Origin of the sequence: Stella humosa (assembly GCF_006738645.1) — a bacterium.
Lineage (GTDB): Bacteria > Pseudomonadota > Alphaproteobacteria > ATCC43930 > Allostellaceae > Allostella > Allostella humosa.
In genome coordinates, this window is the sequence record NZ_AP019700.1 from 4,919,228 (window position 1) to 4,944,450 (window position 25,223).

General features: G+C 69.5%; 21 protein-coding genes. 8 read left to right on the forward strand and 13 right to left on the reverse strand.

Features of this window, described 5'->3' with window-relative positions; genetic code table 11:
- Nucleotides 1-2 precede the first annotated feature (2 nt).
- From STVA_RS23075 to STVA_RS23085, 3 genes are read right to left on the reverse strand one after another with little or no spacing between them, the layout of a single operon-like run.
- Entirely contained in the window at nucleotides 3-1,058 is a 1,056-nt protein-coding gene (locus STVA_RS23075) for a 2-oxoacid:ferredoxin oxidoreductase subunit beta (RefSeq protein WP_123692495.1), read from the reverse strand.
- Entirely contained in the window at nucleotides 1,055-2,923 is a 1,869-nt protein-coding gene (locus STVA_RS23080) for a 2-oxoacid:acceptor oxidoreductase subunit alpha (RefSeq protein WP_123692497.1), read from the reverse strand. The genes STVA_RS23075 and STVA_RS23080 overlap by 4 nt, the downstream gene beginning before the upstream one ends.
- Entirely contained in the window at nucleotides 2,908-4,728 is a 1,821-nt protein-coding gene (locus STVA_RS23085) for an FAD-dependent oxidoreductase (protein ID WP_123692499.1), read from the reverse strand. The genes STVA_RS23080 and STVA_RS23085 overlap by 16 nt, the downstream gene beginning before the upstream one ends.
- A gap of 182 nt (nucleotides 4,729-4,910) precedes the next feature.
- Between STVA_RS23085 and STVA_RS23090 the strand changes: the two genes are divergently transcribed.
- The 3 genes from STVA_RS23090 to STVA_RS23100 all read left to right on the forward strand — a co-directional run bounded on the left by STVA_RS23090 (nucleotide 4,911) and on the right by STVA_RS23100 (nucleotide 7,287).
- Nucleotides 4,911-5,279 carry a DUF6152 family protein gene (locus STVA_RS23090; RefSeq protein WP_123692501.1) on the forward strand — a complete coding sequence of 123 codons (369 nt, stop codon included), beginning with the start codon at nucleotides 4,911-4,913 and terminating at the stop codon, nucleotides 5,277-5,279.
- A 20-nt stretch (nucleotides 5,280-5,299) separates the two neighbouring features.
- The gene (locus tag STVA_RS23095) at nucleotides 5,300-5,788 is read left to right on the forward strand and encodes a DUF6644 family protein (protein WP_123692503.1); all 489 of its coding nucleotides are present in this window, start codon (nucleotides 5,300-5,302) and stop codon (nucleotides 5,786-5,788) included.
- 65 nt (nucleotides 5,789-5,853) lie between these two features.
- The gene (locus STVA_RS23100; RefSeq protein WP_123692505.1) at nucleotides 5,854-7,287 is read left to right on the forward strand and encodes a class I SAM-dependent methyltransferase; all 1,434 of its coding nucleotides are present in this window, start codon (nucleotides 5,854-5,856) and stop codon (nucleotides 7,285-7,287) included.
- A gap of 6 nt (nucleotides 7,288-7,293) precedes the next feature.
- Here STVA_RS23100 and STVA_RS23105 read toward each other — a convergent pair whose 3' ends face one another.
- The 8 genes from STVA_RS23105 to STVA_RS23140 all read right to left on the reverse strand — a co-directional run bounded on the left by STVA_RS23105 (nucleotide 7,294) and on the right by STVA_RS23140 (nucleotide 15,963).
- On the reverse strand, nucleotides 7,294-8,208 hold the full coding sequence (locus STVA_RS23105) for a serine hydrolase (RefSeq protein WP_123692507.1): 915 nt from the start codon (nucleotides 8,206-8,208) through the stop codon (nucleotides 7,294-7,296).
- A gap of 120 nt (nucleotides 8,209-8,328) precedes the next feature.
- Nucleotides 8,329-8,730 carry a carboxymuconolactone decarboxylase family protein gene (locus tag STVA_RS23110; protein ID WP_123692509.1) on the reverse strand — a complete coding sequence of 134 codons (402 nt, stop codon included), beginning with the start codon at nucleotides 8,728-8,730 and terminating at the stop codon, nucleotides 8,329-8,331.
- A 67-nt stretch (nucleotides 8,731-8,797) separates the two neighbouring features.
- Nucleotides 8,798-10,033: an ABC transporter substrate-binding protein gene (locus tag STVA_RS23115; protein ID WP_123692511.1), complete on the reverse strand. Its 1,236-nt coding sequence runs from the start codon at nucleotides 10,031-10,033 to the stop codon at nucleotides 8,798-8,800.
- Nucleotides 10,034-10,087: 54 nt separating this feature from the next.
- Complete coding sequence (locus STVA_RS23120; RefSeq protein WP_338069555.1) at nucleotides 10,088-10,813, reverse strand: ABC transporter ATP-binding protein; 726 nt, start codon at nucleotides 10,811-10,813, stop codon at nucleotides 10,088-10,090.
- Nucleotides 10,800-12,560, reverse strand: coding sequence for a branched-chain amino acid ABC transporter ATP-binding protein/permease (locus STVA_RS23125; protein ID WP_179955471.1), 1,761 nt, complete (start codon nucleotides 12,558-12,560; stop codon nucleotides 10,800-10,802). Before STVA_RS23125 ends, STVA_RS23120 begins: the two co-directional genes overlap by 14 nt.
- A gap of 2 nt (nucleotides 12,561-12,562) precedes the next feature.
- Entirely contained in the window at nucleotides 12,563-13,519 is a 957-nt protein-coding gene (locus STVA_RS23130; protein WP_197735719.1) for a branched-chain amino acid ABC transporter permease, read from the reverse strand.
- A gap of 145 nt (nucleotides 13,520-13,664) precedes the next feature.
- Nucleotides 13,665-15,044: an MmgE/PrpD family protein gene (locus STVA_RS23135; protein ID WP_197735720.1), complete on the reverse strand. Its 1,380-nt coding sequence runs from the start codon at nucleotides 15,042-15,044 to the stop codon at nucleotides 13,665-13,667.
- Between the two features lie 25 nt (nucleotides 15,045-15,069).
- Nucleotides 15,070-15,963 (reverse strand): NAD(P)-dependent oxidoreductase, encoded by an 894-nt coding sequence (locus tag STVA_RS23140; protein ID WP_123692948.1) that lies wholly within the window; start codon nucleotides 15,961-15,963, stop codon nucleotides 15,070-15,072.
- Between the two features lie 225 nt (nucleotides 15,964-16,188).
- Here STVA_RS23140 and STVA_RS23145 point away from each other — a divergent pair, with 225 nt between their 5' ends.
- A complete protein-coding gene (locus STVA_RS23145) occupies nucleotides 16,189-17,022 on the forward strand; it encodes an N-acyl homoserine lactonase family protein (protein WP_123692517.1) in 834 nt (277 codons plus the stop codon).
- Nucleotides 17,023-17,027: 5 nt separating this feature from the next.
- Entirely contained in the window at nucleotides 17,028-17,810 is a 783-nt protein-coding gene (locus STVA_RS23150; protein WP_123692950.1) for an SDR family NAD(P)-dependent oxidoreductase, read from the forward strand.
- 25 nt (nucleotides 17,811-17,835) lie between these two features.
- Here STVA_RS23150 and STVA_RS23155 read toward each other — a convergent pair whose 3' ends face one another.
- A complete protein-coding gene (locus tag STVA_RS23155; protein ID WP_123692519.1) occupies nucleotides 17,836-19,170 on the reverse strand; it encodes an MmgE/PrpD family protein in 1,335 nt (444 codons plus the stop codon).
- A gap of 19 nt (nucleotides 19,171-19,189) precedes the next feature.
- The gene (locus STVA_RS23160; RefSeq protein WP_170216592.1) at nucleotides 19,190-21,265 is read right to left on the reverse strand and encodes a TRAP transporter large permease subunit; all 2,076 of its coding nucleotides are present in this window, start codon (nucleotides 21,263-21,265) and stop codon (nucleotides 19,190-19,192) included.
- Between the two features lie 178 nt (nucleotides 21,266-21,443).
- Here STVA_RS23160 and dctP point away from each other — a divergent pair, with 178 nt between their 5' ends.
- From dctP to STVA_RS23175, 3 genes are all read left to right on the forward strand, one after another.
- Nucleotides 21,444-22,490, forward strand: coding sequence for a TRAP transporter substrate-binding protein DctP (gene dctP, locus STVA_RS23165; RefSeq protein ID WP_197735721.1), 1,047 nt, complete (start codon nucleotides 21,444-21,446; stop codon nucleotides 22,488-22,490).
- Between the two features lie 179 nt (nucleotides 22,491-22,669).
- The gene (locus STVA_RS23170; RefSeq protein WP_123692525.1) at nucleotides 22,670-23,356 is read left to right on the forward strand and encodes a GntR family transcriptional regulator; all 687 of its coding nucleotides are present in this window, start codon (nucleotides 22,670-22,672) and stop codon (nucleotides 23,354-23,356) included.
- Between the two features lie 268 nt (nucleotides 23,357-23,624).
- The gene (locus STVA_RS23175; RefSeq protein ID WP_123692528.1) at nucleotides 23,625-25,199 is read left to right on the forward strand and encodes an ABC transporter substrate-binding protein; all 1,575 of its coding nucleotides are present in this window, start codon (nucleotides 23,625-23,627) and stop codon (nucleotides 25,197-25,199) included.
- Nucleotides 25,200-25,223: the final 24 nt, after the last annotated feature.

Consider the following 25,223-nt stretch of genomic DNA (forward strand, 5'->3'; position numbering starts at 1 on the left):
CCCTACCGGAGCGAGGCGTTCACCTTGTCGAGCGCCTTCGCCCCCGGCACCAGGGCCGCGTCGTCCAGGCTGTTGAGCGGGGTCGCCACGGTCGACAGCGCGTCGTGCAGGTCGGCCGATTCCGGGTCGACATAGAGCAGGCCCGTCACCACCTCGCCCTTGGCCGCCTGCTGCTGCAGGTAGGAGATGGCCGCCCCGCGGTCGCGCGGGTCGTAGTCGGCGTCGAGCTTGCGCAGGCGCAGCACGGTGCCGTCATGCTGGGTCACCTCCACCAGTTCGCCCGGACCGTACTGGGCGGCGATCGGCGCATGGTCGACCATCACGTCGAGCCGGTTCACCGCCTCGTTGTGCTCGCGCACGAAGTCGAAGCTCTTGGTCGAGCCCGGGTGGTTGTTGAAGGCGACGCACGGGCTGATGCAGTCGATGAAGGCCGCCCCCTTGTGGCGGATGGCGGCCTGGATCAACGGCACCAGTTGCTCCTTGTCGCCCGAGAAGCTGCGGGCGACGAAGCTGGCGCCCAGCAGCAGCGCCATCGAGGCGAGGTCGATCGGCTCGTCATGGTTGGCCGCCCCGCGCTTGCTGAGCGAGCCCTTGTCGGCGGTGGCCGAGAACTGCCCCTTGGTCAGCCCGTACACGCCGTTGTTCTCGACGATGTAGAGCATGTCGACGCCGCGGCGGATCGAGTGGGCGAACTGCCCCAGCCCGATCGAGGCACTGTCGCCGTCGCCCGAGACGCCGAGATAGATCAGGTCGCGGTTGGCGAGGTTGGCGCCGGTCAGCACCGACGGCATGCGGCCATGCACGCTGTTGAAGCCGTGGCTGGCCCCGAGAAAGTAGGTCGGCGTCTTCGACGAGCAGCCGATGCCCGACAGCTTGGCGATGCGGTGCGGCGCCAGGTCGAGTTCGAAGCAGGCCTGGATGATGGCCGCACTGATCGAATCATGCCCGCAGCCGGCGCAGAGCGTGGATACCGCGCCCTCATAGTCGCGCCGCGTGTAGCCCAGCCGGTTCGTCGGCAGCTTGGGGTGGTGGAACTTCGGCTTGGTGATGAAGGTCATGGCACCGCCTTCCGGAGCGGGACGACGTTGAGGTCGGGCAGGGCAGCCGCGATCGCGCCGACGATGAAGCGCGCCGTGATCGGCGTGCCGTCATAGTGGCGGATGCTGACCAGCCGGGCGGGGTCGAGATCGCATTCGGAGACCAGCAGGGTACGCATCTGCCCGTCGCGGTTCTGCTCGACGAGGAAGACGGTGTCGTGCCGGCGCACGAAGTCCGCCACCGCGTCGGAGAAGGGAAAGGCCCGCAGGCGCAGCGTGTCGGCGTGGATGCCGCGCTCGGCCATGGTCACCAGCGCCTCGTCCATGGCGGCCGCCGTCGAGCCGAAATAGACGATGCCGAGGCCGGTCGGCTCGGCCGCCGCGCGCTCGACCGGGGCCGGCACCAGGGTCTTGGCCGTCTCGAACTTGGCGAGCAGGCGCTCCATGTTGTCGATATAGACCGGCCCCTCCTCGCTGTAGCGGGCGTAGCGGTCGCGCGTCGTGCCGCGGGTGAAGTAGGAGCCGCGGGTCGGATGGGTGCCGGGATAGGTCCGGTAGGGGATGCCGTCGCCATCGACATCGAGATAGCGGCCGAAGTCGATGCCGGCCTCCAGCATCTCGCGCGTCATCACCTTGCCGCGGTCCATGCGGCGGTTGTCGTCCCAGGCGAAAGGGCGGCACAGCCACTCGTTCATGCCGATGTCGAGGTCGAGCATGACGAAGACCGGCGTCTGCAGCCGGTCCGCCAGGTCGAAGGCGAGCGAGCCCATCTCGAACGCCTCGTTCGGGTCCTCCGGCAGCAGCAGGACGTGCTTGGTGTCGCCGTGCGAGGCGTAGGCGCAGGCCAAGAGGTCCGATTGCTGCGTGCGGGTCGGCATGCCGGTCGACGGGCCGCCGCGCTGCACGTCGAAGATGACGGCCGGAATCTCGGCGAAATAGGCCAAGCCCAGGAATTCCTGCATCAGCGAGATGCCGGGGCCGGAGGTGGATGTGAAGGCCCGCGCCCCGTTCCAACCCGCCCCGATCACCATGCCGATCGAGGCAAGCTCGTCCTCGGCCTGGACGATGGCGTACTTGTTCTGCTCGCCCTCGCCGCGGAAGCGGCGGCAATGGCGCTGGAACGCCTCGGCCAGCGACGAGGAGGGCGTGATCGGATACCAGGCGCAGACGGTGGCGCCGCCATAGACCGCCCCCAGGGCGGCGGCGGCGTTGCCGTCGACGAAGATGGCGTCGCCCACCGCATCGGCCGCCCGCACCTTCAGCGGCAGCGGGCAGGGGAACTCCTGGAGCGCGTAGTCGCGGCCCATGTGGAGCGCATCGATGTTCGGGCGGATTAGCTTGTCCTTGCCCTTGAACTGCTCGGCGATCAGCGCCTCGATCACGGCCGGGTCGATGTCGAGCAGGGCCGAGAGCGCGCCGACATAGATGATGTTCTTGAAGAGCTGGCGCTGGCGCGAATCCGTGTAGGCGCGGTTGCAGATCGCCGTCAGCGGCACGCCCAGCACGGTGATGTCGGGCCGGAACTTCGAGGCCGGCATCGGCTTGGTCGAGTCGTAGAAGAGATAGCCGCCGGGATCGACGCCGTTCACGTCCTTGTCCCAGGTCTGCGGGTTCATCGCCACCATCAGGTCGACGCCGCCGCGGGCGCCGCGCCAGCCCTGCTCGGTCACCCGCACCTCGTACCAGGTCGGCAGGCCCTGGATGTTCGAGGGGAAGATATTGCGCGCGACGACGGGCACGCCCATGCGGATGATGGAGCGGGCAAACAGCAGGTTGGCGCTGGCCGAACCGGAACCGTTGACGTTGGCGAACTTGACGACGAAGTCGTTGGTCCGGTCCCCGCCGGGGGACTGGATGAGCGAAGAGCCGGCTAGTGACTGCGGCATGCGTGCCCCGCGTGCGTCATCTCGAGAAGGAATTTCTGCATGTCCCAGGCGCCGGTCGGGCAGCGCTCGGCGCACAGGCTGCAGTGGAGGCAGACATCCTCGTCCTTCACCATCACCCGCCCGGTCTTCAACTCGCCTGAGACGTAGAGCGCCTGCGACAGGTCGGTGGAGGGTGCGTTGAGCCGGTCGCGCAGCTCGGGCTCCGGCCCATTGGCGGTGAAGGTGATGCAGTCGACCGGGCAGATGTCGGCGCATGCGTCGCACTCGATGCAGAGCCTGTCGGTGAAGACCGTCTGCACGTCGCAGTTCAGGCAGCGCTGCGCCTCGGCAAACGCCATCTGCGGGTCGAAGCCCAGCTCCACCTCGACGCCGATGTTGCGCAGCGTCTTCTCGGGCGGCGCCCATGGCACCTTCAGGCGCAGGTCGGAGGAGATGTCGTTGTCGTAGCTCCACTCGTGGATGCCCATCTTCTGGCCGGACATCTCGACCGCCGGGGGCGGGCGCTCGCCCACGTCCAGACCCTGGCAGAAGCGGTCGATCGAGATCCCCGCCTCGTGCCCGTGGGCCACCGCCCAGATGATGTTCTTGGGCCCGAAGGCGCTGTCGCCGCCGAAGAAGACGCGCGGGTTGGTCGACTGGAAGGTGGCAGGGTCGAGCTTGGGCAGGCCCCAGCGGTCGAAGGCGACGCCCGTGTCGGCCTCGATCCAGGGAAAGGCGTTCTCCTGCCCGACCGCGACCAGCACGTCGTCGCAGTCGACCCGCTCGTCCGGCTCGCCGGTCGGCACGAGCGAACGGCGGCCATCGGCGTCGTACTGCGCCCGCACCTTCTCGAACAGCATGCCGGTCAGCCGGCCGCCCTCGTGCAGGAATTCCTTGGGCACCATGAAGTTGAGGATCGGGATGCCCTCGTGGGTGGCATCCTCCTTCTCCCAGGGCGAGGCCTTCATCTCGTCATAGCCCGACCGGACGATGACCTTCACTTCGTCGCCGCCCAGCCGCCGGGCCGAGCGGCAGCAATCCATCGCCGTGTTGCCGCCGCCCAGCACGATCACCCGCCGGCCGATCTTCTCGATATGCCCGAAGGAGACGCTGGACAGCCAGTCGATGCCGACATGGATGTTGGCCGCGGCCTCCTTGCGGCCGGGCAGGTCGAGGTCCTTGCCGCGCGGCGCGCCGGTGCCGACGAAGACGGCGTCGAACCCCTCGTCCAGGACCGCGCGCAGGCTGTCGACCTCCGCCCCCAGGCGCAGATCGACGCCCATGCCGGTGATGTAGCCGACCTCTTCGTCGATCACCTCCTCGGGCAGGCGGAAGCGCGGGATCTGGCTGCGGATCATGCCGCCGGCGCGGGAATCGCGGTCGAAGATGGTGCAGTGGTAGCCGAGCGGCATCAGGTCGCGCGCCACCGTCAGCGCCGCCGGACCGGCGCCGATCAGCGCCACCCGCTTGCCGTTCTTGGCCGTCGGGATGGCCGGCAGGCGATCGGTGATGTCGTCCTTGTAATCGGCCGCCACGCGCTTCAGGCGGCAGATGGCGACGGGCTCGTCCTCCACCCGGCCGCGGCGGCAGGCCGGCTCGCACGGGCGGTCGCAGGTCCGTCCCAGGATCCCCGGGAAGACGTTCGATTTCCAGTTCACCATGTAGGCGTCGGAATAGCGCCCGGCCGAGATCAGCCGGATGTATTCCGGCACCGGCGTATGGGCGGGACACGCCCACTGGCAATCGACGACCTTGTGGAAATAGCTGGGATTGCGAATATCGGTGGGCGGAACACCACCGTCGCCGCCCACACCGCGTCCATCCATGAAAAGCGCCCTTCCTCAAGCCCCGGACAGGCCCTCTGCCGGGACCATTTGTCGCGGAACCTTGCACCAACGACCGGCCGGCCGCAACGGCGTTTCGCCGGCCCCCGGCTGCCATGCTTCCGCCCATTTCGCGGGCGACATTCGCGTTCCCGGTTGGTGAATATCCCCCAAAGGAGCAAGCCATGCGTGCCATTCCCTCCCGTGCCGCAGCCCTGTCCGCCGCCACCGTGGCGATCCTGGCGCTGGCCACGCCGCTCGCGGCCCATCACGGCTGGGGCGCCTACGATGCCGCCAAACAGTTGGAGCTGGCCGGCACCGTGAAGGAGATCAGCTACGACAACCCCCACGGCACCATGCGGCTGGAGGTGCCGGGCAAGACCTGGACGGTCATCCTGGCGCCGCCGTCGCGCATGCGCAGCCGCGGCCTGACGCCCGAGATGGTGGCGGTCGGCCGGCAGGTGACGGTCGTGGGCTACCCGCACCGCACCGACGAGCAGGAACTGCGGGCCGAGCGCGTGGTGGCCGAGGGCAAGACGGTCGAGCTGCGCTGACCGGCGACGGGGGCCGGACGATGGGCGGCGCCGCACCGCAGGTCGCCTGGGCGCTGGCCATCGAACGGTCGGCGGCCGGCGACTTCATCCGCGAATCGGCCTGGATCTATCCCTGGTCGAACATCGTCCATGTGGTGGGCGTGGCGCTGCTGCTGGGGGCGGTCGCCGTCTTCGACCTGCGCCTGCTGGGCGTGCTGCGGGCCGCGCGGCCGGCGGATGCGGCCGCCCTGGCGCTGCCGGTGGCGCGCCTGGGCTTCCTGCTGGCACTGCCGACCGGCCTCGTCCTTTTCGTCGCCGAGGCCAACGGCGTCGTCACCAACCCCGTGTTCCTGGTCAAGTTCGCGGCCATCGCCGTGGGCTTGGCCAACATCGCGGCCTTCCACCTGGGGCCGCTGCGCGATGTCGCCGCCTGGACCGGCATTCCGCCGGCAGCGCGCATGGTGGCCCTGCTGTCGCTGTCGGCCTGGCTGGTGGCCGCCGTCTGCGGCCGCTGGGCGGCATACGTCTGATTGGCGCCGGGGCCGCCGGCAGTGCTAACGTCGCGGCCCCGATTGCACGACGAGGCGCGCCTTTCATGGCCGAAGACCTGTCCATCAGCACGCCCTACACGAACCACTACTTCTCGTCGCTGGCGCCGGCGATGCTGCAGTTCGTGCCTCTGCTGCACCGCTGGCAGGCGGGGCCGGCCGCCACCCGGCTGCCGACGCAGGACCGCTTCAACTATGTCGAGTTCGGCTGCGGCCAGGCGCTGAGCCTGCTGATCATGGCCGCCGGCAATCCGAATGCCACCTTCTACGGCATCGACTACAGCGCCGCCCACATCGCCCGGGCACGGCGCATGGCCGACCAGGCGGGGCTGGCCAACGTCGTGCTGATGGAGCGCGCGTTCGAGGACATGAAGCCCGAGGACCTGCCGCCGATCGACATGGCGGTGCTGCACGGCGTCTATAGCTGGATTCCGCCGGCCGCCCGCGACGCGCTGGTCGACGTCATCGACCGGCACCTGCGGCCGGGCGGCATCGTCTATGTCAGCTACAACACGCTGACCTCGTGGACGGCGCTGCTGCCGATCCAGAAACTCCTGACCGAGTTCGCGGCCCAGGCCAGCGGCTCGCCGGAGGACCGGGCACGCAAGGCGCTCGACTTCCTGGAGAAGCTGCTGGAGACCAATTCCGGCCACTTCAAGGACGCCAAGGCGCTGGCCGCCTGGCTGAAGCACACCAAGGGCGGCGACATCCGCTACGTGCTGCACGAATACTTCGTCAGCCACTGGGAGCCGACGCCGCACAGCGAGGTGGCGGCCCGGTTTGGGCGGGCCAAGCTCAACTATGTCGGCACCTGCGACGTGGTGGACACGCTCGACCGCTTCATCCTGCAGCCGGCGGCGAGCAAGGCGCTGAGCGAGGTGCCCGCCGGCCCGCTGCGCGAGACGGCCGGCGACCTGATGCGCAACAACGGCTTCCGCCGCGACGTCTATGTCCGCGGGCCGGTGGCCACGACCCCGTCGGAGTGGCGCGACCGGGTGCGCGAGCAGCGGTTCGCCCTGATCCGCCGGCGCGACCGCTGCGGCATGAGCGCCAAGTTCCCGATCGGCACGGTCGAGCTGAACAAGGAAGCGTTCGACCCGGCGCTCGACCGGCTGGCCGACGGGCCAGCGACGCTGGGCGACCTCCTGCCCATCATGGGCGAGACCCAGGACGGCAACGCGTTGCGCCGCCTGGTGACGATGGTGGCGGCCGGCTATGCCGCGCCCTGCCCGCCGGTCGATGCCGATCCAGGCCCGTCGGACCGGCTGAACCGGGTGCTGGCCGACGAGGTGGCGCTGGGGCATTCGCACGACGTGCTGGCCTCGCCCGTGCTGGGGGCGGGCGCGCGCGTCGCCACCCCGCGCATCGTGGCGCTGGCCAAGGACACCCCGCCGCCCGCGCCCGGCGCGCCCGAGGAGCCGGACTACCTGGCCGAGCGGCGGCTGATGGACAATCTGCGCGTGCGGCTGCGCCGGGGGTAGCCGCCGTCAGCCGGCGAGGCGATCGGCGACCAGCGCCGCCACCGAGGGCAGGAAACCATCGTCCTCGTTGATCGCCTCGCCCGCCGACATGGTGGTCAGGAAGAACTCCTGGCCGGCCGGCAGGATGGCGCGGATGGTGTCGTGGCGGCGGAAATTGGCGTTGTCGTCGCCGATCCAGCGCGTGCGCCCGGCCTTCGACCAGACCTGGCTGCCGGCCGGCAGGCCGGCGGCAAGATAGCCGTTCACCTGGTAGGCCGCGCGCGGCCGGTGGGGGCTGTCGAGGTCGCGCGCCAGGTGATCGCGCACCACTGCCGCGCGCGGCCCCGGCAGGATGTCGCCGTGGAACACGGCATACATCAGCCGGGCGACGGCTCCGGCGCTGAGCCGGTTGTGCCCTGCGCCGTCGGGGCCGAGCGATGCCCGCTCGCGCCCGTAGCGCTGGTCGTCCATCAGCTTCTGGTCGAGGTTGAGGCCCGCCAGCTCGGGCCAGTTCCAGGCCAGGAAGAAGCGGTTGAAGGCCTGGCGCCGGTCCTTCCAGCGGGCCATCTCCTCGTCCCCCAGCAGCGTATCGCCGGTGGTGCCGGTGACGAGGTCGATGACGTAGTTGGTGGCCGTGTTGGACGACCACAGGATCATGTCGCGCATCGCCCGGTCGAGGTCGGGATGGTCGATGATACGGCCCTGCTCCAGCCAGGCCTGGCAGGCGACGAGGTGGAACACCTTCACCAGCGAGCAGGGGTAGAAGCCCATCGCCGGCCGCAGCGCCGCACCGCGTGGACGACCGCCCGGCCCGGGGCCGGTCAGCAGCACGAAGGCGAACTGGTCTTCGGGCAGGCGATGGCGGCGCAGGGCATCGCTGGCCAGCGCCTCTACTTCCCGGCCGATGCCGGCAAGGAGGGCATCCTCGTCGAAGAACGTCATTGGAGACTCGCAGGTGGGATGGGGGTTCGGCCGATCGGCCGATTGGCTTGACCCCCAGCATCCCCGACCCTGCCCCGGCGGGCAAGATCAACCTGGGCGTTGGTCAGTCGGCGGGGTTGGTCAGTCGCCGGCCGCCGGCTTGGCCTGGGCGTCGACCTCGTTGAAGGCCTCCCGCGCGATGCGGAAGCAGTCGACCCCGGCCGGAATGCCGCAATAGATCGCCACCTGGAGGAAGACCTCCCGGATCTCGGCCCGGCTGACGCCGTTCTTGAGGGCGCCCTTCACGTGCATCTTCAACTCGTGCGGGCGGTTGAGCGCGCTGATCATGGCGAGGTTCAGCATGGAGCGGGTCTTGCGCGGCAGGTCTTCCCGGCCCCAGACCCAGCCCCAGCAATACTCCGTCGTCAGCTCCTGCATCGGCATGTTGAAGTCGTCGGCGGCCGCGAACGACTTCTCGACGAACTCCGCCCCCAGCACATCCTTGCGGATGGCCAGGCCACGCTCGAACATCTCGTTGCTCATCGGGAATCCTTTCCGTTCACGCGACGGCAGCCGGCCCGGCGGAAACCCCGCCGGGCCGTCCGCGCCTCTACTTCTTCGACCAGACCGGCTGGGCCAGGGCGAGATCGAGCGGGAAGACGGTCTTGGGGATGCCGTCCTGCCACTGCACGATTGTCAGGCCCGCATTCACCCGCCGGCCCTTCTCGTCGAACTTGATGAGGCCGCCCGGATAGTACTTGGAGGGCCCGAGGTCGAGCGTGCGCAGGGCCTGGGCGACCGCCTCCTTGTCGGCCTTGCCGGACTTCTCGAGTGCGGCCGCGATCACCCACATGTCGGCATAGGTCGAGATGCCGTTCTGGGTCATCCAGGGCTCGCCATACTTGGTCTTCAGCTCGGCCATCAGCGGCTCGTGGCCCTTGGAGCCCCAGCTCCCGACGCAGGTCATGACGCCTTGCAGCAGCTCCGGCGCCATCGTCTTCAGCATGTCGGGCTCGGCAATGGCGATGCCGAACGAGATGGTCGGGATGCGCGCCTGGCCCAGGCCGAACTCGTTCATCTTCTCCAGGATCAGCTTGCCGTCGGAGATGACGGTCGGCAGGAAGAACAGCAGGTCGGGCCGGGTGGCGCGCACCTTCTGCACCAGGGGCGTGGCGTCGGACAGGGGCGGGGTGAAGGTCTCGTCGACGACGAGCTGCAGCCCGTGCTCCTTCAGCAGGCGCTCGCGCATCGGCTTCACGGACGCCACCGACGCGCCGGTGTTGTCGGTGATGATGGCGACGGTCTTGGGCTTCTTGCCGGTGGCGTTCTCGGCCACCTTCATCACCTCGGGCAGGCACTGCTCGGCCTGGGAGGCGGCCGTGGCCGAGGTCTGGAAGACGTACTTGAAGCCGCGGTCGGTGATGAGGTCGGAATAGGAGAGCGTCAGGACCGGCAACTGTGCGCGCTCCGTCACCTCCGTCACGGCCAGCGTGAAGGAGGAGAGGTAGGCGCCGCTGGCCGCCACCAGGTCGGTCTCCTGCGCCACCATGCGCTGGGCCGCGTTCTTGGCCTTCTCGGTGGTGTCGCCGGAATCGAGCAGTACCATCTTCAGCTTGGCGCCACCCAGCGCCTTGATGCCGCCCTGGGCGTTGATGTGCTCGATCGCCATCTCCGCACCCATGCGCATGACCGCACCCGGGCGGGCATAGAGGCCCGACAGCGGCACCAGCAGGCCGACCTTCACCTCGGCCGGGTTCTGGGCGGCGGCGGGCGGGGCCAAGCCCAGCCCGGCCAGTACCGGCAGTGCGAGCGTCCAGAGCAATGTCGTCTTCGTCTTGGTGCGCATCGTCGTTTCCTCCGTGGGTGAGGCCACTGTTCCCGTGGCTTGGTGAAAGGGCGCCTACATCCCGAGATAGGCTTGGCGGACGCGGTCGTCGGCGCGCAGCGTCCGGTTGTCGCCCTCGAGCACGACGCGGCCGGCCTCCAGCACATAGCCGTGGTCGGCCGATTCCAGCGCCTCGGCCACCCGCTGCTCGACCAGCAGGATGGTGAGGCCTGTGTCGCGGCGGATCTCGATCAGCTTCTCGAAGATGAAGTCGGCGATGGTCGGCGCCAGGCCCATCGACGGCTCATCCAGCATCAGCAGCTTGGGCGAGGAGGCGAGCCCCCGACCGATCGCCACCATCTGCTGCTCGCCGCCCGACAGCGTGCCGGCCAACTGCCCGCGGCGGTCGGCCAGGACGGGCAGCCAGGCCAGGATGCGCTGGATGTTGTGCTTCCAGTCGCGCTGGCCGGCCGCCGTGAAGGCCCCCATCTCCAGGTTCTCCATCACCGTTAGCGAGGGGAAGACCTGGCGCCCCTCGGGCACGTGGGCGATGCCGAGATGGGCGCGCCGGGCGGCCGGCAGCGCCAGCAGGTCGGTGCCCTCGAAGGTGATGCTGCCGGCGGTCGGCCGGACGATGCCGGAGATGGTCTTGAACAGGGTCGTCTTGCCCGCCCCGTTGGGTCCGACCACGGCCACGAACTGCCCGGCATCGACCGCCAGCGAGACCTGGCGCAGGACGGGCACGGCCGAATAGCCGGCCACGACGTTCTCAAGAGTCAGCATTGGCTCAAGCGTCAGCATTGGCCATCCATTTCCGGCCGAGATAGGCCTCGATCACGCGCGGGTCGCGGGTCACCTGGTCGGGCGGGCCGTCGACCAGCACGGCGCCGTGGTCGAGCACGACGAAATGGTCGACCAGGCGGACCATGGCCTGCATCGTGTGCTCAATGATGATGATGGTGATGGCCTCGCCCGCCAGGCGGCGGATGACGGCCACCACCTCGTCGGCCTCGCCATGGCCGAGGCCGGCCAGCGTCTCATCGAGCAGCAGGGTCCGGGGCTGCCCGGCCAGCGCGCGGGCCAGCTCCATCAACCGCAGCTCCTTGGTGGTGAGCTGGCTGGCGGGCCGGTCGGCGATGGCCGACAGCCCGACGCGGGCGATGGCGTCGGCGGCGAAGCGCCGCGCCTCCTCGTCGGTGGCGGCGCGGACATAGGCGCCGACGATCACGTTCTCGGCCACCGACATGCGCTGGAACGGCCGCATCACCTGGAAGGTGCGGCCGACGCCGAGCCGGCACAGGCGGTGCGGCTTCAGCCCGATCGTCGCCTGGCCGTGGAACGCCACCTCCCCCTGGTCGGGGACGAGGAAGCCGTTCAGCAGGTTGAAGAGGGTCGTCTTTCCCGCCCCGTTCGGACCGATGATGCCGAGGATGGCGCCCTGCGGCACATCGAAGCTGACGTCGCGCACCGCCCTCAAGCCGCCGAACGACTTCGACAGGTTGCGCACGCTGAGCGCGATCGGCGCACCGGCCACCGGCGGCACGCGCGCCGGCAAGGTGGCCGCGGGCGTGTCCGCCGCCGGGGCAGCCGTCGCGGCCGGCGCAGCCGGGCGGCGGCGGAAGCGGTCCCGCACCTTCCAGTAGACGCCCTCGGGCGCCACCAGGATGACGCCGATGATGGCCAGCCCGAAGATCACCCCCTGGATGCCGGGGAAGCGGGCGCCCAGCTCGGCATGCAGCACCTCGGCCACCGGGATCAGGATGATCGAGCCGATGACCGGCCCCCAGACGCTGCCGATGCCGCCGAACATGCTGACGGTCAGCGCCTGCGCCGACACCAGCATGCCGAACACCGATGGCGGCGTGACCACCAGCAGGACGACCGCATAGAAGCCGCCGACCATGCCGGCGATGGCGCCGCTGACCGCGATCGAGCGCAGCTTCCAGGCCAGCGTATCGATGCCGGCCGCCTCGGCCGCGGCCTCGTTCTGCTTGATCGCCAGCAACGCCCGGCCGAAGCGCGAGCGCTCGATCGCCTGGGTCAGGACCATGACCGCGATCAGCAGCGCCAGCGCCAGCAGGGTATAGATGCGGTGGTCGGAGAACTGCATGTAGGCGGCCGGGTTCTCGCGCTTGATCGGCAGCGTGAGCTCCTGGTAGCCGAGCCATTCGAAGACGTAGAGAAGCGCCAGCGGGTAGGCCAGCATGGCCAGCGCGAAATAATGCCCGCGCAGCCGGAAGGTCGGGAAGCCGATCACGACCCCCGCCAGCCCGCCGATCACGGCCGAGACCGGGATCATCAGCCAGGGCGAAAAGTCGAAGTAGATCTGGCCCAGCGCCGTGGCATAGGCGCCCAGGCCGAAGAAGGCCGCGTGGCCGAACGAGACCAGGCCCGTATAGCCGCTGAGCACGTTCCAGGAGAGGCCGAAGCAGGCCCAGACCAGGACCAGCGTCAGCATGAGCTGGTAGTAGGAGTTGGTGACGGCCAGCGACAGGCCCGCATAGGCCAGCGCGAAGGCGAGGATGGGCAAGAAGTAGCGGGCGCGCATCGTCACGTCCTCTCGACGACGCGGCCGAAGAAGCCCTGCGGCCGCAGGAAGACGATCAGGAGGAAGACCACGAAGATGGCGGCGTTCTGTAGCTGGGTCGGCAGCACCAGGGTCGAGAGCTGCTGCACCAGGCCGATCGTCATGCCGCCCCAGAAGGCGCCGATGATGCTGCCCATGCCGCCCAGCACGACGCCGGCATACATGACGATGACGTATTCGAGCCCGATATAGGGGTGGAACGGATAGTTGGTGGCGAGCAGCCCGCCGGCGATGGCCGTGATGCCGACGCCCAGCGCGAAGGCGATCCGGTGCGAATGGTCGACGTCGATGCCCATGTAGGTCGCGGCCTCGGGATTGTCGGCCGCCGCCCGCAGCGACTTGCCGAGCCGCGAGCGGGTGATCATCGCGGCCAGCACGGCGATGGTGGCGACCGACACCAGGGCCGCGATGGTGCGCGACTTGTTGAGGAAGATGCTGACGAAGTCGCCCCAGAAGGGCCCGATCTCCCAGGCCGAGCTGGAGAGCGGCGTGCGGATCGAGGCCAGCACCGAGCCGAAGATGATGAGGCCGCCATTCTGCAGCACCAGCGCGATGCCGAGCGTCAGGATAAGCTGGGCATAGTGCCCCTCGCCGTCGAGCGACGCCGTGCGGGTGCCGGTGACGCGCGAGATCAGCGTCTTGTGGATGGCATAGCCGAAGGCGAAGAGCAGCGGCCCGGCCAGCAGGATGGCGATGTAGGGACCGACATAGCTGCCGGCCACCGCCTGGATGCCCAGTGCGGCGAAGAGGTAGTAGGCGCCGTACATGCCCAGCATCATGAAGTCGCCATGGGCGAAGTTGATGACGCGCATGACCCCGAAGATGAGACCGAGGCCGACGCACATCAGCCCATAGATCGACCCGGCGAGCAGGCCTGCGGCCAGGGCCTGGAGGACGTTCTCCACTGTCTGCGCCATCATGGCCCGGGCCTCGCCCGGCGGCCGTGCGGCGGATGCGTCGCGGTCATCCTCATCGTGCTCTCCCACAGCGTTTCCCCGGTCGCCGGGTCTTTCTGCCCGGTCGCCCCGTCGCCCATCCCCGCGCCGAGCCCGGCGCGCGGGATCGCTACGTCTTCACGTCGTCCACCTGGCACAGCCGGGCGATCCGCCCGGCATCGTCCAGCCCCTCGCAGTCGTCGATCAGCGCGGCGATCTCGCCGGCGCGGGCCGCGCCCAGAACGGGGGCGGCCGCGGCCAGGAAGCGCGCCCGCACTTCGTCGGCCGTCGCCGGCACCACGTCGTCGAGCCGGCGCGCCAGCCGCGTGCCGTCCGTCAGCACGACCGAGACCTCAGCCCCCTGGCGGCCGGGAAAGGCGGCGGTTAGCTCGTCGTCGCGGCGGAGCCGGGCCAGGCGCGCCAGGGCCAGCACCGGCGGATCGTCCAGCCGGGCATAGTTGGCCTCGGCCACCACGCCGTGGCGCAATGCGGCCGCAACGCCGTACTGGATGCTCATCTTGGCCTGCAGCGGACGCTCGAAGGGACCGGCGAAGTCGCAGCCGGGATAGCGGATGGCGGCATCGGGCAGGTCGATCGTCAGGCTGGCGATGGCGGCGGGGTCGCCGATCTCCCCGGCAAGCCCCACCGCCGCCTGGCAGGCGGTCTGGGCGAAATTGCAGGCCGGCACGGGCTTGTTGTAGACCGCCAGGATCTCGGCCGTGCCGTCGGCGAAGAGGGTGGCCGGCATCCGCGGCGGGCCACGACGGAAGGCGGCGAAGAGACCCGCCTCGCCCTCCAGGATCGCCTCCGACCCGTGCGCCCCGGCCTGCGCCAGCATCACCGCCTGGATGGCGTTGCGGGCGGCGAAGCCCGGATGGAAGTACATGTCGCCCGCACCCGTGTGCGGCCACTGGTTCAGGCCCGAGGCCGTATTGGCGGCGAGCGCCAGCGCGGCCACGCCCGCATCCTCGCCAAGGTCCAGCAGGATGGCGCCGGCCAAGGCGCCGCCGACCGGCCCGGCCACGCCGGTCGGCCGGAAAAGCCGCGCCAGGTCGGCATCGAACAGCGCCCGTCCCAGGCGGGCGCCCGCCTCGTAGCCGACCAGGGCCGCCTTCAGGAAGGCGGCGCCGGATACGGGACGATGGTGGGCGAGCGCCAGCAGCACCGGCCAGACCACCACGCCGTGATGGCCGATGCTGCCGGCATGCATGTCCTCGCGCACCAGGCCGTGGCCCACGGTGGCGTTGGCGAAGGCGGCATCGCCCGGCGTCGACCGCAGATCGGTGCCGACCACCGGCACGCCCCCTGCCACCGGGCAGGCCGTGGCCCGCGCCTGGCGGCTGGTAGCGAGATCGCGGGCTTCCAGGCAGCAGGAGAGGAAGTCGAGGAGGCAGACCTTCAGCTTGGCCACCACCGCCCCGTCGAATGCCGCCCCATCGAATGCCATCAGGTCCGCCGCGCGCGCGGCGCGAACCATGGCTCGCGTCGACCCGACGGCGGTGGTGGCCATGGCGGCGGCCTCTCCTGCCCGGATCCTAGCCGCGGATCTCCACCCCGGCCCATTCCTCCAGCACCTTGGCGATGGAGGTGAAGTCGGACGACGCGCCGAACTTGGCCTGGGTCACCGCCAGCATCTGGCGCACGGCGGCACCCACCACCATCGGCACGCCCAGCGCCTCGGCCTCGTCGATGCACAGGCGCACGTCCTTGTAGGACAGGCCCGTGGTGAAGCCGAAATCGAAGGTGCCGGGCAGGATGGCGCGCGGGAACTTGTCCTGGCTGGCGCTGTTGCGGCCGCTGCTGACATTGATGATGTCGATGAGGACGCGGGCGTCGAGCCCGGCCTTTACGCCCATCGCCATGGCTTCCGACGTGATCACGAGGGCGGCCGCGGCCATCAGGTTGTTGGCGAGCTTGGCGGTCTGGGCCAGGCCCGGCTTCTCGCCGGTATAGAAGAGCTTGCCGAAGGTCTGGAGGATCGGCGTGACCTCCTCGTAGGTCGCGGGCGGGCAGGAGACCATGACGGCCAGGGTGCCGGCGACGGCCCCCTTGATGCCGCCGCTGACCGGCGAATCGACGGCGACGATGTTCTTCTCGGCCAGACCGGCGGCGACGATGGTGGCCGCCCCCGGGCCGGTCGTCGACAGGTCGATCATCACCCGCACCTTGGCACCGGCCGCGACCCCGTCGGGACCGAGCGCCACGGCCTTGACGATGTCGGGCGTGGGCAGGCTGACGAGCACGATCTCCGCCTGGTCGGCGACGTCGCGGGGCGAGGCTGCGAGCGTGGCGCCAAGCGCCACCAGCGGATCGGTCGCGGCCTTCTGCGTGTCGAAGATCACGACGGGATAGCCGGCCGCGATCAGCCGGGAAACCATGGGGCCGCCCATGCGGCCGACACCGACGAAGCCGAGAAGCTGGCTTGCCATACTGATCATCCTCCTGCGCCCGGCCGGATCGGCCATGGCGTCGTTCCCGAATACGAACTGGCCTCGAACGCGATCCGGCGGCTTGACGCACAGCGCCGAACGCTGACTGGCCCCGATCATCCATAGGCAGGCGCCGAAGTGCCGTCAATAGGATTGTAAGACGATATGATTGTGTGGTGAAATTGGCTCTGCCAGAAGGCCATGCAAGAAGAATTGGGGCCGCCCATGACCGCAGCACCCGCCCCGCAATGGGGCGCGCCGGAGCCGTTCGAGCTGTTCGCGATCCGCTATGCCAACCACACCCGCCGCAAGGCGTCCGACAACGCCATCGGCGGCGACTTCCACGAGGAGGCCTCCGACCTCGACTATTTCGTATGGGTCGCGCGGCGCTCGGACCGCACCTTCGTCATCGACACCGGCTTCGACACCGAGCAGGCGCAGGCCCGCGGCCGCGACCTGATCCGCAAGCCCCATGCGGCGCTGGCCCTGCTGGGTATCGACGCCGCCCAGGTCGACGCGGTGATCCTGACCCACCTGCACTACGACCATGCCGGCACGCTGACCGATTTCCCGCGCGCCTGCTTCCATGTCCAGGACACCGAGGCCGCCTATGCCACCGGGCGCTGCATGTGCCACGGCTTCCTGCGCCACCCCTATCACGTGGAGGATGTCGTCTCGTTCGTGCGCCACGTCTATGCCGGCCGCGTCGCCTTCCATGACGGGGTGACCGAGTTGGCGCACGGCCTGTCGCTGCACCGCATCGGCGGCCATACCGGCGGGCTGCAGGTGGTGCGGGTATGGACCAGGCGCGGCTGGGTCGTGGTCGCCTCCGATGCCGCCCACCTCTACATGAACATGCTGCGGCCCCAGCCCTTCCCGGCGGTGGTGAATGTCGGCGAGATGCTGGAGGGCTTTCGCACCATCCACCGCCTGGCGGACTCGCCCAAGCATGTGGTGCCGGGCCATGATCCGCTGGTGATGCAGATCTATCCCCCCGTCTCGCCCGAGCTGGCCGGCATCGCCGTCCGGCTCGACGAAAGCCCGAAGGACCTGCCGTGACCGTCATGCTGGCCGGACGCACCGCGCTCGTCACCGGCTCGGTCGCGGGGCTGGGCTATGCCATGGCGCGCGGGCTGGCGGCGGCCGGCGCCGACATCGTCCTGAACGGCCTGTGCGCGCCGGACGATGGTGAGGCCGCGGCCGCGACCCTGGCCGGAGAGACCGGCGCCCGGGTCGTCTTCGACGGCACCGACCTCGCCCGCCCGGCCGGGATCGAGGCGATGATGGCGCGCGCCATCGCGCGTTCCGGCGGCGTCGACATCCTGGTCAACAATGCGGTCATCCGCCATTTCCAGCCGATCGAGGCTTTCTCGGCCGCCGAGTGGGATGCCTCGCTGGCGGTCAACCTGTCGGCCGCCTTTCACACCGTGCGGCTGGCGTTGCCCGGCATGAAGGCCAGGGGCTGGGGCCGCATCATCAACCTGTCGTCGATCTATGGCGCGCGCGGGGCCGAGAACCGCATCGACTATGTGACGACCAAGACGGCGCTGATCGGCATGACCCGGGCCATCGCCATCGAGACGGCGCGCACGGGCATCACCTGCAATGCCATCTGCCCGGGCACGGTGCCATCGCCCGCGATCCTCGACCGCATCGCCGTCATCGCCCGCAAGGAAGGCATCCCACAGGCCGAGGCCGAGCGCGACTACCTGGCGCCCCGCCACCCGACCGAGCGCTTCGTAGCCTTGGAGAGCGTGGCCGCCCTGGTCGTCTTCCTGTGCAGCCCGGCCGGCCAGGACATGACCGGCGGGACGGTGCCGATCGACGGCGGCTGGCAGGCGCGCTGAGCGCCCGCCTTTCATCCGTTTGCGTTCAGCCGTGCGCGGCCAGCCGGATGATGGCGGCCGCGTCGGGCGCGTCCTCGATCGCCCACAGGGCGGCGATCAGCGGGTCGGGGTCGAAGCCGGGGCAGCCATAGGCGGCCAGCGTGCGGAACTTCGCTTCCAACTCGGCGTCGGACAGCGGCCGGGCAGCACTGCCGCGCGCGGCCTCCACCACCTGGACGACCGTCTCGCCCGATGCCAGCAGCACCTCGACCCGGGCGCCCTCGACCGGGATGCCCGGCGCCTCGCGCACGGCGACGCGGTCGCGCAGGGCCAGCACGTCGGGCGCAGCCACGCGCGCGTCGGAGAACTCGACCACCCCCGCCGCCCCGTCGAGCAGGGCCACGGCGACGGCATGCTGGGCGCTGACCTGGGCCTCGCGGCCGCTGGTGACGGCCGGCCGGTCCGCGCGCTCGCGCAGCAGCGGGTGGCCCAGGACCGTGATCGCCCGGATCGCGTCGACCGGCACCTGGCCGCCCGCGCGCAGCTCCAGGCAGGCGTCGATGACCGAGTTCAGCACGACGCCGCAGGGATAGGGCTTGCAGTTGTTCTTGGGCATCTCCCAATCCTGCCCCAGCCCGTCCGCGACGCGGGCCAGGTCCGCCTCGTGCCCCATCACGCGCAGGAAACCGCGCGGCCCCTCAATCGGCAGCTCCGGCCCCTCGACCCCGTTCTCGGCCAGGAAGGCCGCCAGCAGCCCGCCGCGGGCCGATTGGCCGACGCCGACGCTCTTGGCCATGGTGCCCAGCGTCTCGACCAGGCCGGAAGACTGGGCCGACGCATTGCCCAGCGCCCACAGCATGCGCTCCTCGTCGAGCCCGATCGCCCGGCCGGCGGCCGCTGCCGCCCCGAACACGCCGCAGGTCGAAGTGATGTGCCAGCCGCGCTTGTAGTGGAAGGGCGAGACGGCGTTGCCCAACCGGCATTCCACCTCCACCCCCAGGACGAAGGCGTGCAGCAGGGCCGCCCCCGTCATCGGCCGGCGCTCGGCCAGCGCGAAGAGCGCCGGGGCGACGGGGGCCGAAGGGTGGATGATGGTTTCCGGGTGGGTGTCGTCGAAGTCGAAGACGTTGCCGGCCAGCGCGTTGAGGAAGCTGGCGGTCAGGCAGTCGACCCGCTCCGGCCGGCCGATCACAGTCGCCTCGGCCGGGCCGGAGAACGGCACCAGCGTCGCGGCCGAACGCCGGCTCGCCTGGTCGGCGCTGCCGCCCAATGCCGTGCCGAAGACGTTGAGGAGCGAGCGTCGGGCCTCGTGGCGCGCGGCAGCGGGCACGTCCTCCCAGCGGGAGGCGACGAGGAAGCGGGCGAGTTGGCGGGAGATCATGGACGGGTTCCTTGGCCGGTCAGCCGATCGTCCTGGGCAGCCAGGTGACGATGTCGGGGAAGATGTAGAGCAGCCAGATGAAGCCAAGCATCACGCCGATATAGGGCAGCACCCCATAGGAGATGTCGCGCAGCGGCACGCTGCCGCTCATCCCGCGGAGCACGAACAGCACAAGACCGACCGGCGGCGTCACCAGACCGATCTCGATGAGCAGGACCAGGACGACGCCGAACCAGATCGGGTCCAGCCCGATCGAGACGATGACCGGGAAGGTGACTGCCAGCGTCATCATCATCATGGCGATCGATTCGATGAAGCAGCCCAGCACCAGGTAGATGACGACGATGATCAGCATGACCAGGGCGGGCGACAGGTTGGCGTCGGTGACGAGCTGGACCATGGCGCGCGGCAGGCGCAGGAAGTCGAAGACCCAGCTCATCACCGAAGCACCGGCGACGATCAGCATGATGAAGGCGGTCACCTTCACCGTGTCGAGCAGGGTGCCGTAGAAGCCAGCCCAGTCGAGCCGACCGCGCTGGATCGCCATGACGAGGGCCGCGACCGCACCGATGGCGCCGGCCTCGGTCGGCGTCGCGATGCCCAGGTAGAGCGAGCCCAGGACGGCCAGGATGAGGATGATGAAGGGGAGCACGCCGATCGCGGAGGCGAGCTTCCGACGCAGCGGATAGGTTTCCCCGGCCGGAATGGCGCTGGGCACGAGCAGGCCCCAGACGAAGACCGTCACCATGAAGAGGGCCGACAGCAGCAGGCCGGGGATGACGCCGGCCAGGAAGAGCTGGGTTACGGCGACGCCGACGACATTGCCGTAGATGATCATGGCGATGCTGGGCGGGATAAGGATGCCCAACGTGGCGCCGGCGGCGACCACGCCATAGGTTAGCCGCGGGCTGTAGCCGCGCCGCACCATCTCGGGTGCCGCGACCGACCCCAGGGTGGCCGCCGTCGCCAGGCTGGAGCCGCAGACGGCCGCAAAAGTGGCCGCCGCGGCGACGCTGGCATGAGCCAGGCCGCCCGGCGTGCGGCCGAACCAGCAGACCAGGGCATCGAACAGGTCCGTGGTGATGCCGCTGCGGACCAGCAGCGCGCCCATCAGCACGAAGCTCGGCACCGCCGTCAGTGTGAAAGTGTTGATGCTGGTCCAGGAGCGGTCGGCCAGCACCGGGAGCTGGGTCATCGGCAGCAGGAAATAGAGGCCGAGCAGGCCGACCAGCCCCATGGCGAAGGCGACACGCACGCCGATCACCAGCAGCACGACGAGCGTCAGGCCGAGCAGGCTGCCGAGCCACAGCAGCGACGTGCCGCGCGACAGGTAGAAGACGACGGCAAGCGCGCCGAAGAGGATGGTGACGGCGGCAGCGGTGCGCACGCCGCTCCATGCCACCATGCCGACCAGGATGGCGGCACAGATGGCGATGGTGCCCCAGTCGAACCGGGTGCCGGGGATGCGCCAGTCCGACCGGCCGAAGTAGACGAGCATGGCGGCCAGCGCCAATGCCACCAGCGGCAGCGTCCAGCGGGCGATTGCGCCGGCGGGCGGGCGCAACTGGTAGATGTCGCGCAGCATGGCCGCCGCGAAGAGCAGCAGGCCGACGGTCATCGGTAGCTGGGGCAGCCATTGCGGCGTGCCGAGCAGGCCCCAGTCGCGCGCGTCGTGGACATATTCCAGGAACGTGAAGCGCGCCGTGTGCCATGCCGCAAAGACGACGAAGATGAGGCCCAGCCACAGCGTCACCCGTTCCAGCGCGTTGCGCCGCGCCGGGGACAGCCGGTCGACCACGATCTCCACCTGGACATGGGCGTTCGCGCGCTGCGCCGATGCCAGCCCGAGGAAGACGATGGCGACGAAAAGGTAGGTCCCGATCTCCGTCACCCAGGTCGTCGGTGCGTTGAAGACGTAGCGCGATACGACCTCGAACACGACGACGCCGGTCATCACCGCCAGTGCCACTGTACTGATGAATCCCGCCAGGTCCGACAGCCGGTCGATCCCGCGCACGATGACCGGGCGCTCGCCGTCCGGCGCGGCGGGATGCGCCGGAATCGGGTGGGAGCCGGCTGCGATTGCGTCTGCCATGGTCGTATCTCCGGCCCCTGGTCGGGCGATTGGGCTGCCCGGACGGTTAGCATGGGGCCCGCTTGACATGCAATCCTATGGTCATATTGTATGATTGAATGATGGTGACGCGGCAACGCGCGGCTGTGCCGCGCTGCTGACGGCCCATGAATATCGGCAGAAGCGGGAGGGAATGAGGATGACCGGAGCGAAAGAGATGCGCGCAGGCGTGCAGATTGGCCGGATGGCCGCGGTGGCGATGCTGGCGGGACTGCTGGCGGCGCCGGCCGCACTGGCCCAGAAGATCGACCTGACCATGGGCATCATCGTGTCGCCCGGCGACGCCTATTCGGCGATGACGGCCAGCGTACCGGAGCGGGTGAGCAAGGCCACCAACGGCCGCGTCCAGATCACCGTCAGCGACAGCCTGGTGGCGCCGGCGCAGATCGCATCGGCCGTGCGCGACGGCCGGCTGCCGATGTCGGCCGCCCTGCACACCTATCTGGCGGCCGACGAGCCCCGCATGGGCATCTTCAACCTGCCCGACCTGATCAACAACATCGACGAGTACCAGAAGGTGCGGAATGCCTTCTGGGCCAAGGACGTGGCGAAGATTTGGGACGAGAAGTGGGGGGCGGTGGTGCTGGCCGAGGGCGCCTGGTGCCCGACGCGCCTGTTCTCCAAGACGCCGATCCACACGGTCGAGGACTTCAAGAACAAGCGCCTGCGCGTGCACAACCCGCAGACCGCCGCCCACATGAATGCGCTGGGCGCCAAGCCGACCCCGATGGCACCGACCGAGATCATGCCGGCGCTGGAGCGCGGCGTCATCGACGGCGTCTTCATCTCGACCTGCGTCGGCGGCGCCATGGAGTTCTGGCGGATCGCCAAGAACGTGCAGGACTGGGGCATCGGCACGATCACCGGCTGGGCCATCCTGGTGAACAAGGCCGAGTGGGCCGGCATGCCGGCCGACGTGCGCGAGCAGGTGAAGGGCGCCATGGAGGGGCTTGAGAAGGATGCCTTCGGCACCTACGGCGCCTTCGTCCAGGCCGCGCTCGACAACATGAAGAAGCATGGCATCGAGCCCTGGACGGCGCCGGCCGAGGCCCGCAAGCAGGTGAATGCCGCGCAGTATTCCAAGGCCGCCTATGACAGCTGGTATGCACGCGCCAAGGAAGTGGGCGTCGACGGCCCGGCCTATGTCCGCCGCATCCAGGAGGCGCTGGGCAAGCCGGCGCAGTAGGGAACGGCAGCCCTGGCATCCCGCTTGCGTCGGATGCCGGACCATCGCCGGGATCGGGTCCGCGCGCGCCAGTCACCGGGCGCGCGCGGTTCCTTTGGCGGTTATGGGGTAGAATGCGGCCCGGAAGCGCCGCGGCCCCTGCCGGCGGCGGCGCGATACCAGGGAGCAGGTCAGGACCGATGAACGATACGGGGCTTCCCGAGCATGATTTCCGGGTAGAGCGGGTAGCGGCCCCGCTGCGCCACAGCGTGACCGAGAGCATCCGCTACGCCATCGCCATCGGCCGCTTCAAGGCGGGCGAGCGTCTGCCCGAGCGCGGCTTGTGCGAGATGACCGGGGTCAGCCGCACGCTGGTTCGCGAGGCCCTGCGCCAGCTCGAGTCCGAAGGGCTGATCCAGGTGCTGCCCCATCGCGGGCCGGTCGTGGCCCGGGTCACGGTGGAGCAGGCCCACGGCATCTACCAGGTGCGCATCGAGCTGGAGGGGCTGGCCTGCCAGCTTTTCGCCGAGCATGCCAGCGACCAGCAGCGCGCGGCACTCGCAGCCGCGTTCGAGCGGCTGAAGGCCTCGTTCGACGATGCCGACCCGCTGGCTCGCCTGCGCGCGAAGAACCATTTCTACGACTGCCTGGTGGATGGGTCGGGCAACGAGGCGCTGGGCATCAGCCTGCGCATGTTGAACGCGCGCGTCATGCTCTTGCGCGCGACCTCGCTCCAGGTGCCCGGCCGCAGCGCCGACAGCATCGCCGAACTGACCGAACTCATGGCCGCGCTCGCCTCGCGCGACGGCGCACGGGCGCGGGCGGCCGCCGTCCACCATGTGCGCAATGCCGCCGCAGCCGCCATCGGGCTGCTGTCGGACGCCTAGTTCGTCTACCGGCAGCGCCCGGCTGCCGGAAAGGGTTGCACGCCGTTCCACCGTGGGTAAGCTGGACGGATAATAATATAAAATATGAGATCGAGTTCGACCCGCAGGCGCCCGCCGCCGCCGGGTCCGGCGGCCCGACCCGCGCCGCCTCCTGTCACCATTCGACCCGCCATCCGACCGGAGAGCTTCGCCACCGACCATACGACCGAGCATCACAGAACCGGCACCCGGCAAATCGGGGCCGGCCCATTGGGGAGGAAAAACAGGAATGATAGCCAAGACCCTGCTGACCGCCGGCCTGGCGCTGCTTGCCGCCGGCCAGGTCGCCATCGCCCAGGAGCAGCCGCGCCGCGGCGGCACCCTGAACTTCTCGATCGCCGCCGAGCCGCCGACCTACGACTGCCACGCCTCGTCCACCTTCGCCGTCATCCAGCGCATGGCACCGCACTATTCGACGGTGCTGAAGTACGAGCCGCACAAGTACCCGGCCATCGTCGGCGACCTGGCCGAGAGCTGGACCGTCTCGCCCGACAACCTCAGCTACACCGTCAAGCTGCACCCGGGGGTGCTGTTCCACGACGGCACGACGCTGACCTCCGAGGACGTGAAGGCCAGCTACGACCGCATCGCCAATCCCCCCGCCGGCATCAACTCGGCGCGCCGCGATTCGATGGTGAAGCTCGACTCGATCTCCACGCCCGACCCGCTGACCGTCGTCTTCAAGCTGAAGGAAGTCGACGTCGCCTTCCTCAACAACCTGGCCTCGCCCTGGAACTGCATCTTCAGCGCCGCCAAGCTCAAGGCCGACCCGAACTTCCCAGCCAAGAACGTGCTGGGCACCGGCCCCTTCAAGTTCACCGGCCATGTCGCCGGCTCCACCTGGACGGGCGAGCGCTTCGACGGCTACTTCCGCAAGGGTCACCCCTATCTCGACGGCTTCCGCGCCATCACCATGTCGTCGTCGGCCATGCTGAACGCGCTGGCCGGCGGCCAGGTCGATGCCGAGTTCCGCGGCGTGTCGCCGCCGGAGCGGGACCGGATCGTGCGCGAACTGGGCCAGAACGCCCAGGTCTTCGAGGAGCCGTGGCTCCTGCACATGCTGGTCACCTTCAACAACGAGAAGGCGCCGTTCAACGACGCGCGCGTGCGCAAGGCGCTGTCGATCGCCATCGACCGCTGGGGTGCCGGCGCCTCGCTCGGCCGCATCTCGCCCTTGCGCAACGTCGGCGGCATCCTGCCCCCCGGCAGCCCCTATGCCTCAACCGACGAGGAGCTGGTGAAGCTGCCCGGCTTCGGCAAGGATATGGTCGCCGCCCGCGCCGAGGCCCGCCGCCTGCTGAAGGAGGCCGGCCAGGAGAACCTGACCTTCACGCTGGCCAACCGCAGCATCGCCCCCTACGTCGCCAACGGGATCTACCTGATCGACCAGTGGCGCCAGATCGGCGTGAAGGTCGAGCACCAGCAGCTCGAACTGGCCGCCTATTTCTCGTCGATGAGCAGCGGCAACTATGACGTGATCATCGATTCCTTCACCGACTACAGCCCCGATCCGAACACCGGCGCGATCAAGTACATCTCGACCGACCGGTCGCCGCAGGCGTTCTCGCGCCACACCGACCGCAAGCTGGACGAACTGTTCGACCTGCAGGCCAAGACCACCGACCAGGCCGAACGGCGCAAGCTGATCCGCGAGTTGGAGTTCCGGGCTCTCGACCAGGCCTATGCCGTGCCGTTCCTCTACTGGCATCGCATCGTCGTGATGAACCAGCGGGTGCGGAACTGGTCGATGTCGCCGTTCCACATGATCTACCAGGACCTGGGCGACGTCTGGCTGCGCCCCTGATTTCTTGATACGACGCGGCCCGCC

Coding starts and splice junctions, on each gene's coding strand:
- STVA_RS23075 (WP_123692495.1), bottom strand. CDS start 1,058: ATGACCTTCATCACCAAGCCGAAGTTCCACCACCCCAAGCTGCCGACG.
- STVA_RS23080 (WP_123692497.1), bottom strand. CDS start 2,923: ATGCCGCAGTCACTAGCCGGCTCTTCGCTCATCCAGTCCCCCGGCGGG.
- STVA_RS23085 (WP_123692499.1), bottom strand. CDS start 4,728: ATGGATGGACGCGGTGTGGGCGGCGACGGTGGTGTTCCGCCCACCGAT.
- STVA_RS23090 (WP_123692501.1), top strand. CDS start 4,911: ATGCGTGCCATTCCCTCCCGTGCCGCAGCCCTGTCCGCCGCCACCGTG.
- STVA_RS23095 (WP_123692503.1), top strand. CDS start 5,300: ATGGGCGGCGCCGCACCGCAGGTCGCCTGGGCGCTGGCCATCGAACGG.
- STVA_RS23100 (WP_123692505.1), top strand. CDS start 5,854: ATGGCCGAAGACCTGTCCATCAGCACGCCCTACACGAACCACTACTTC.
- STVA_RS23105 (WP_123692507.1), bottom strand. CDS start 8,208: ATGACGTTCTTCGACGAGGATGCCCTCCTTGCCGGCATCGGCCGGGAA.
- STVA_RS23110 (WP_123692509.1), bottom strand. CDS start 8,730: ATGAGCAACGAGATGTTCGAGCGTGGCCTGGCCATCCGCAAGGATGTG.
- STVA_RS23115 (WP_123692511.1), bottom strand. CDS start 10,033: ATGCGCACCAAGACGAAGACGACATTGCTCTGGACGCTCGCACTGCCG.
- STVA_RS23120 (WP_338069555.1), bottom strand. CDS start 10,813: ATGCTGACGCTTGAGCCAATGCTGACTCTTGAGAACGTCGTGGCCGGC.
- STVA_RS23125 (WP_179955471.1), bottom strand. CDS start 12,560: ATGCGCGCCCGCTACTTCTTGCCCATCCTCGCCTTCGCGCTGGCCTAT.
- STVA_RS23130 (WP_197735719.1), bottom strand. CDS start 13,519: ATGATGGCGCAGACAGTGGAGAACGTCCTCCAGGCCCTGGCCGCAGGC.
- STVA_RS23135 (WP_197735720.1), bottom strand. CDS start 15,044: ATGGCCACCACCGCCGTCGGGTCGACGCGAGCCATGGTTCGCGCCGCG.
- STVA_RS23140 (WP_123692948.1), bottom strand. CDS start 15,963: ATGGCAAGCCAGCTTCTCGGCTTCGTCGGTGTCGGCCGCATGGGCGGC.
- STVA_RS23145 (WP_123692517.1), top strand. CDS start 16,189: ATGACCGCAGCACCCGCCCCGCAATGGGGCGCGCCGGAGCCGTTCGAG.
- STVA_RS23150 (WP_123692950.1), top strand. CDS start 17,028: ATGCTGGCCGGACGCACCGCGCTCGTCACCGGCTCGGTCGCGGGGCTG.
- STVA_RS23155 (WP_123692519.1), bottom strand. CDS start 19,170: ATGATCTCCCGCCAACTCGCCCGCTTCCTCGTCGCCTCCCGCTGGGAG.
- STVA_RS23160 (WP_170216592.1), bottom strand. CDS start 21,265: ATGGCAGACGCAATCGCAGCCGGCTCCCACCCGATTCCGGCGCATCCC.
- dctP (WP_197735721.1), top strand. CDS start 21,444: ATGACCGGAGCGAAAGAGATGCGCGCAGGCGTGCAGATTGGCCGGATG.
- STVA_RS23170 (WP_123692525.1), top strand. CDS start 22,670: ATGAACGATACGGGGCTTCCCGAGCATGATTTCCGGGTAGAGCGGGTA.
- STVA_RS23175 (WP_123692528.1), top strand. CDS start 23,625: ATGATAGCCAAGACCCTGCTGACCGCCGGCCTGGCGCTGCTTGCCGCC.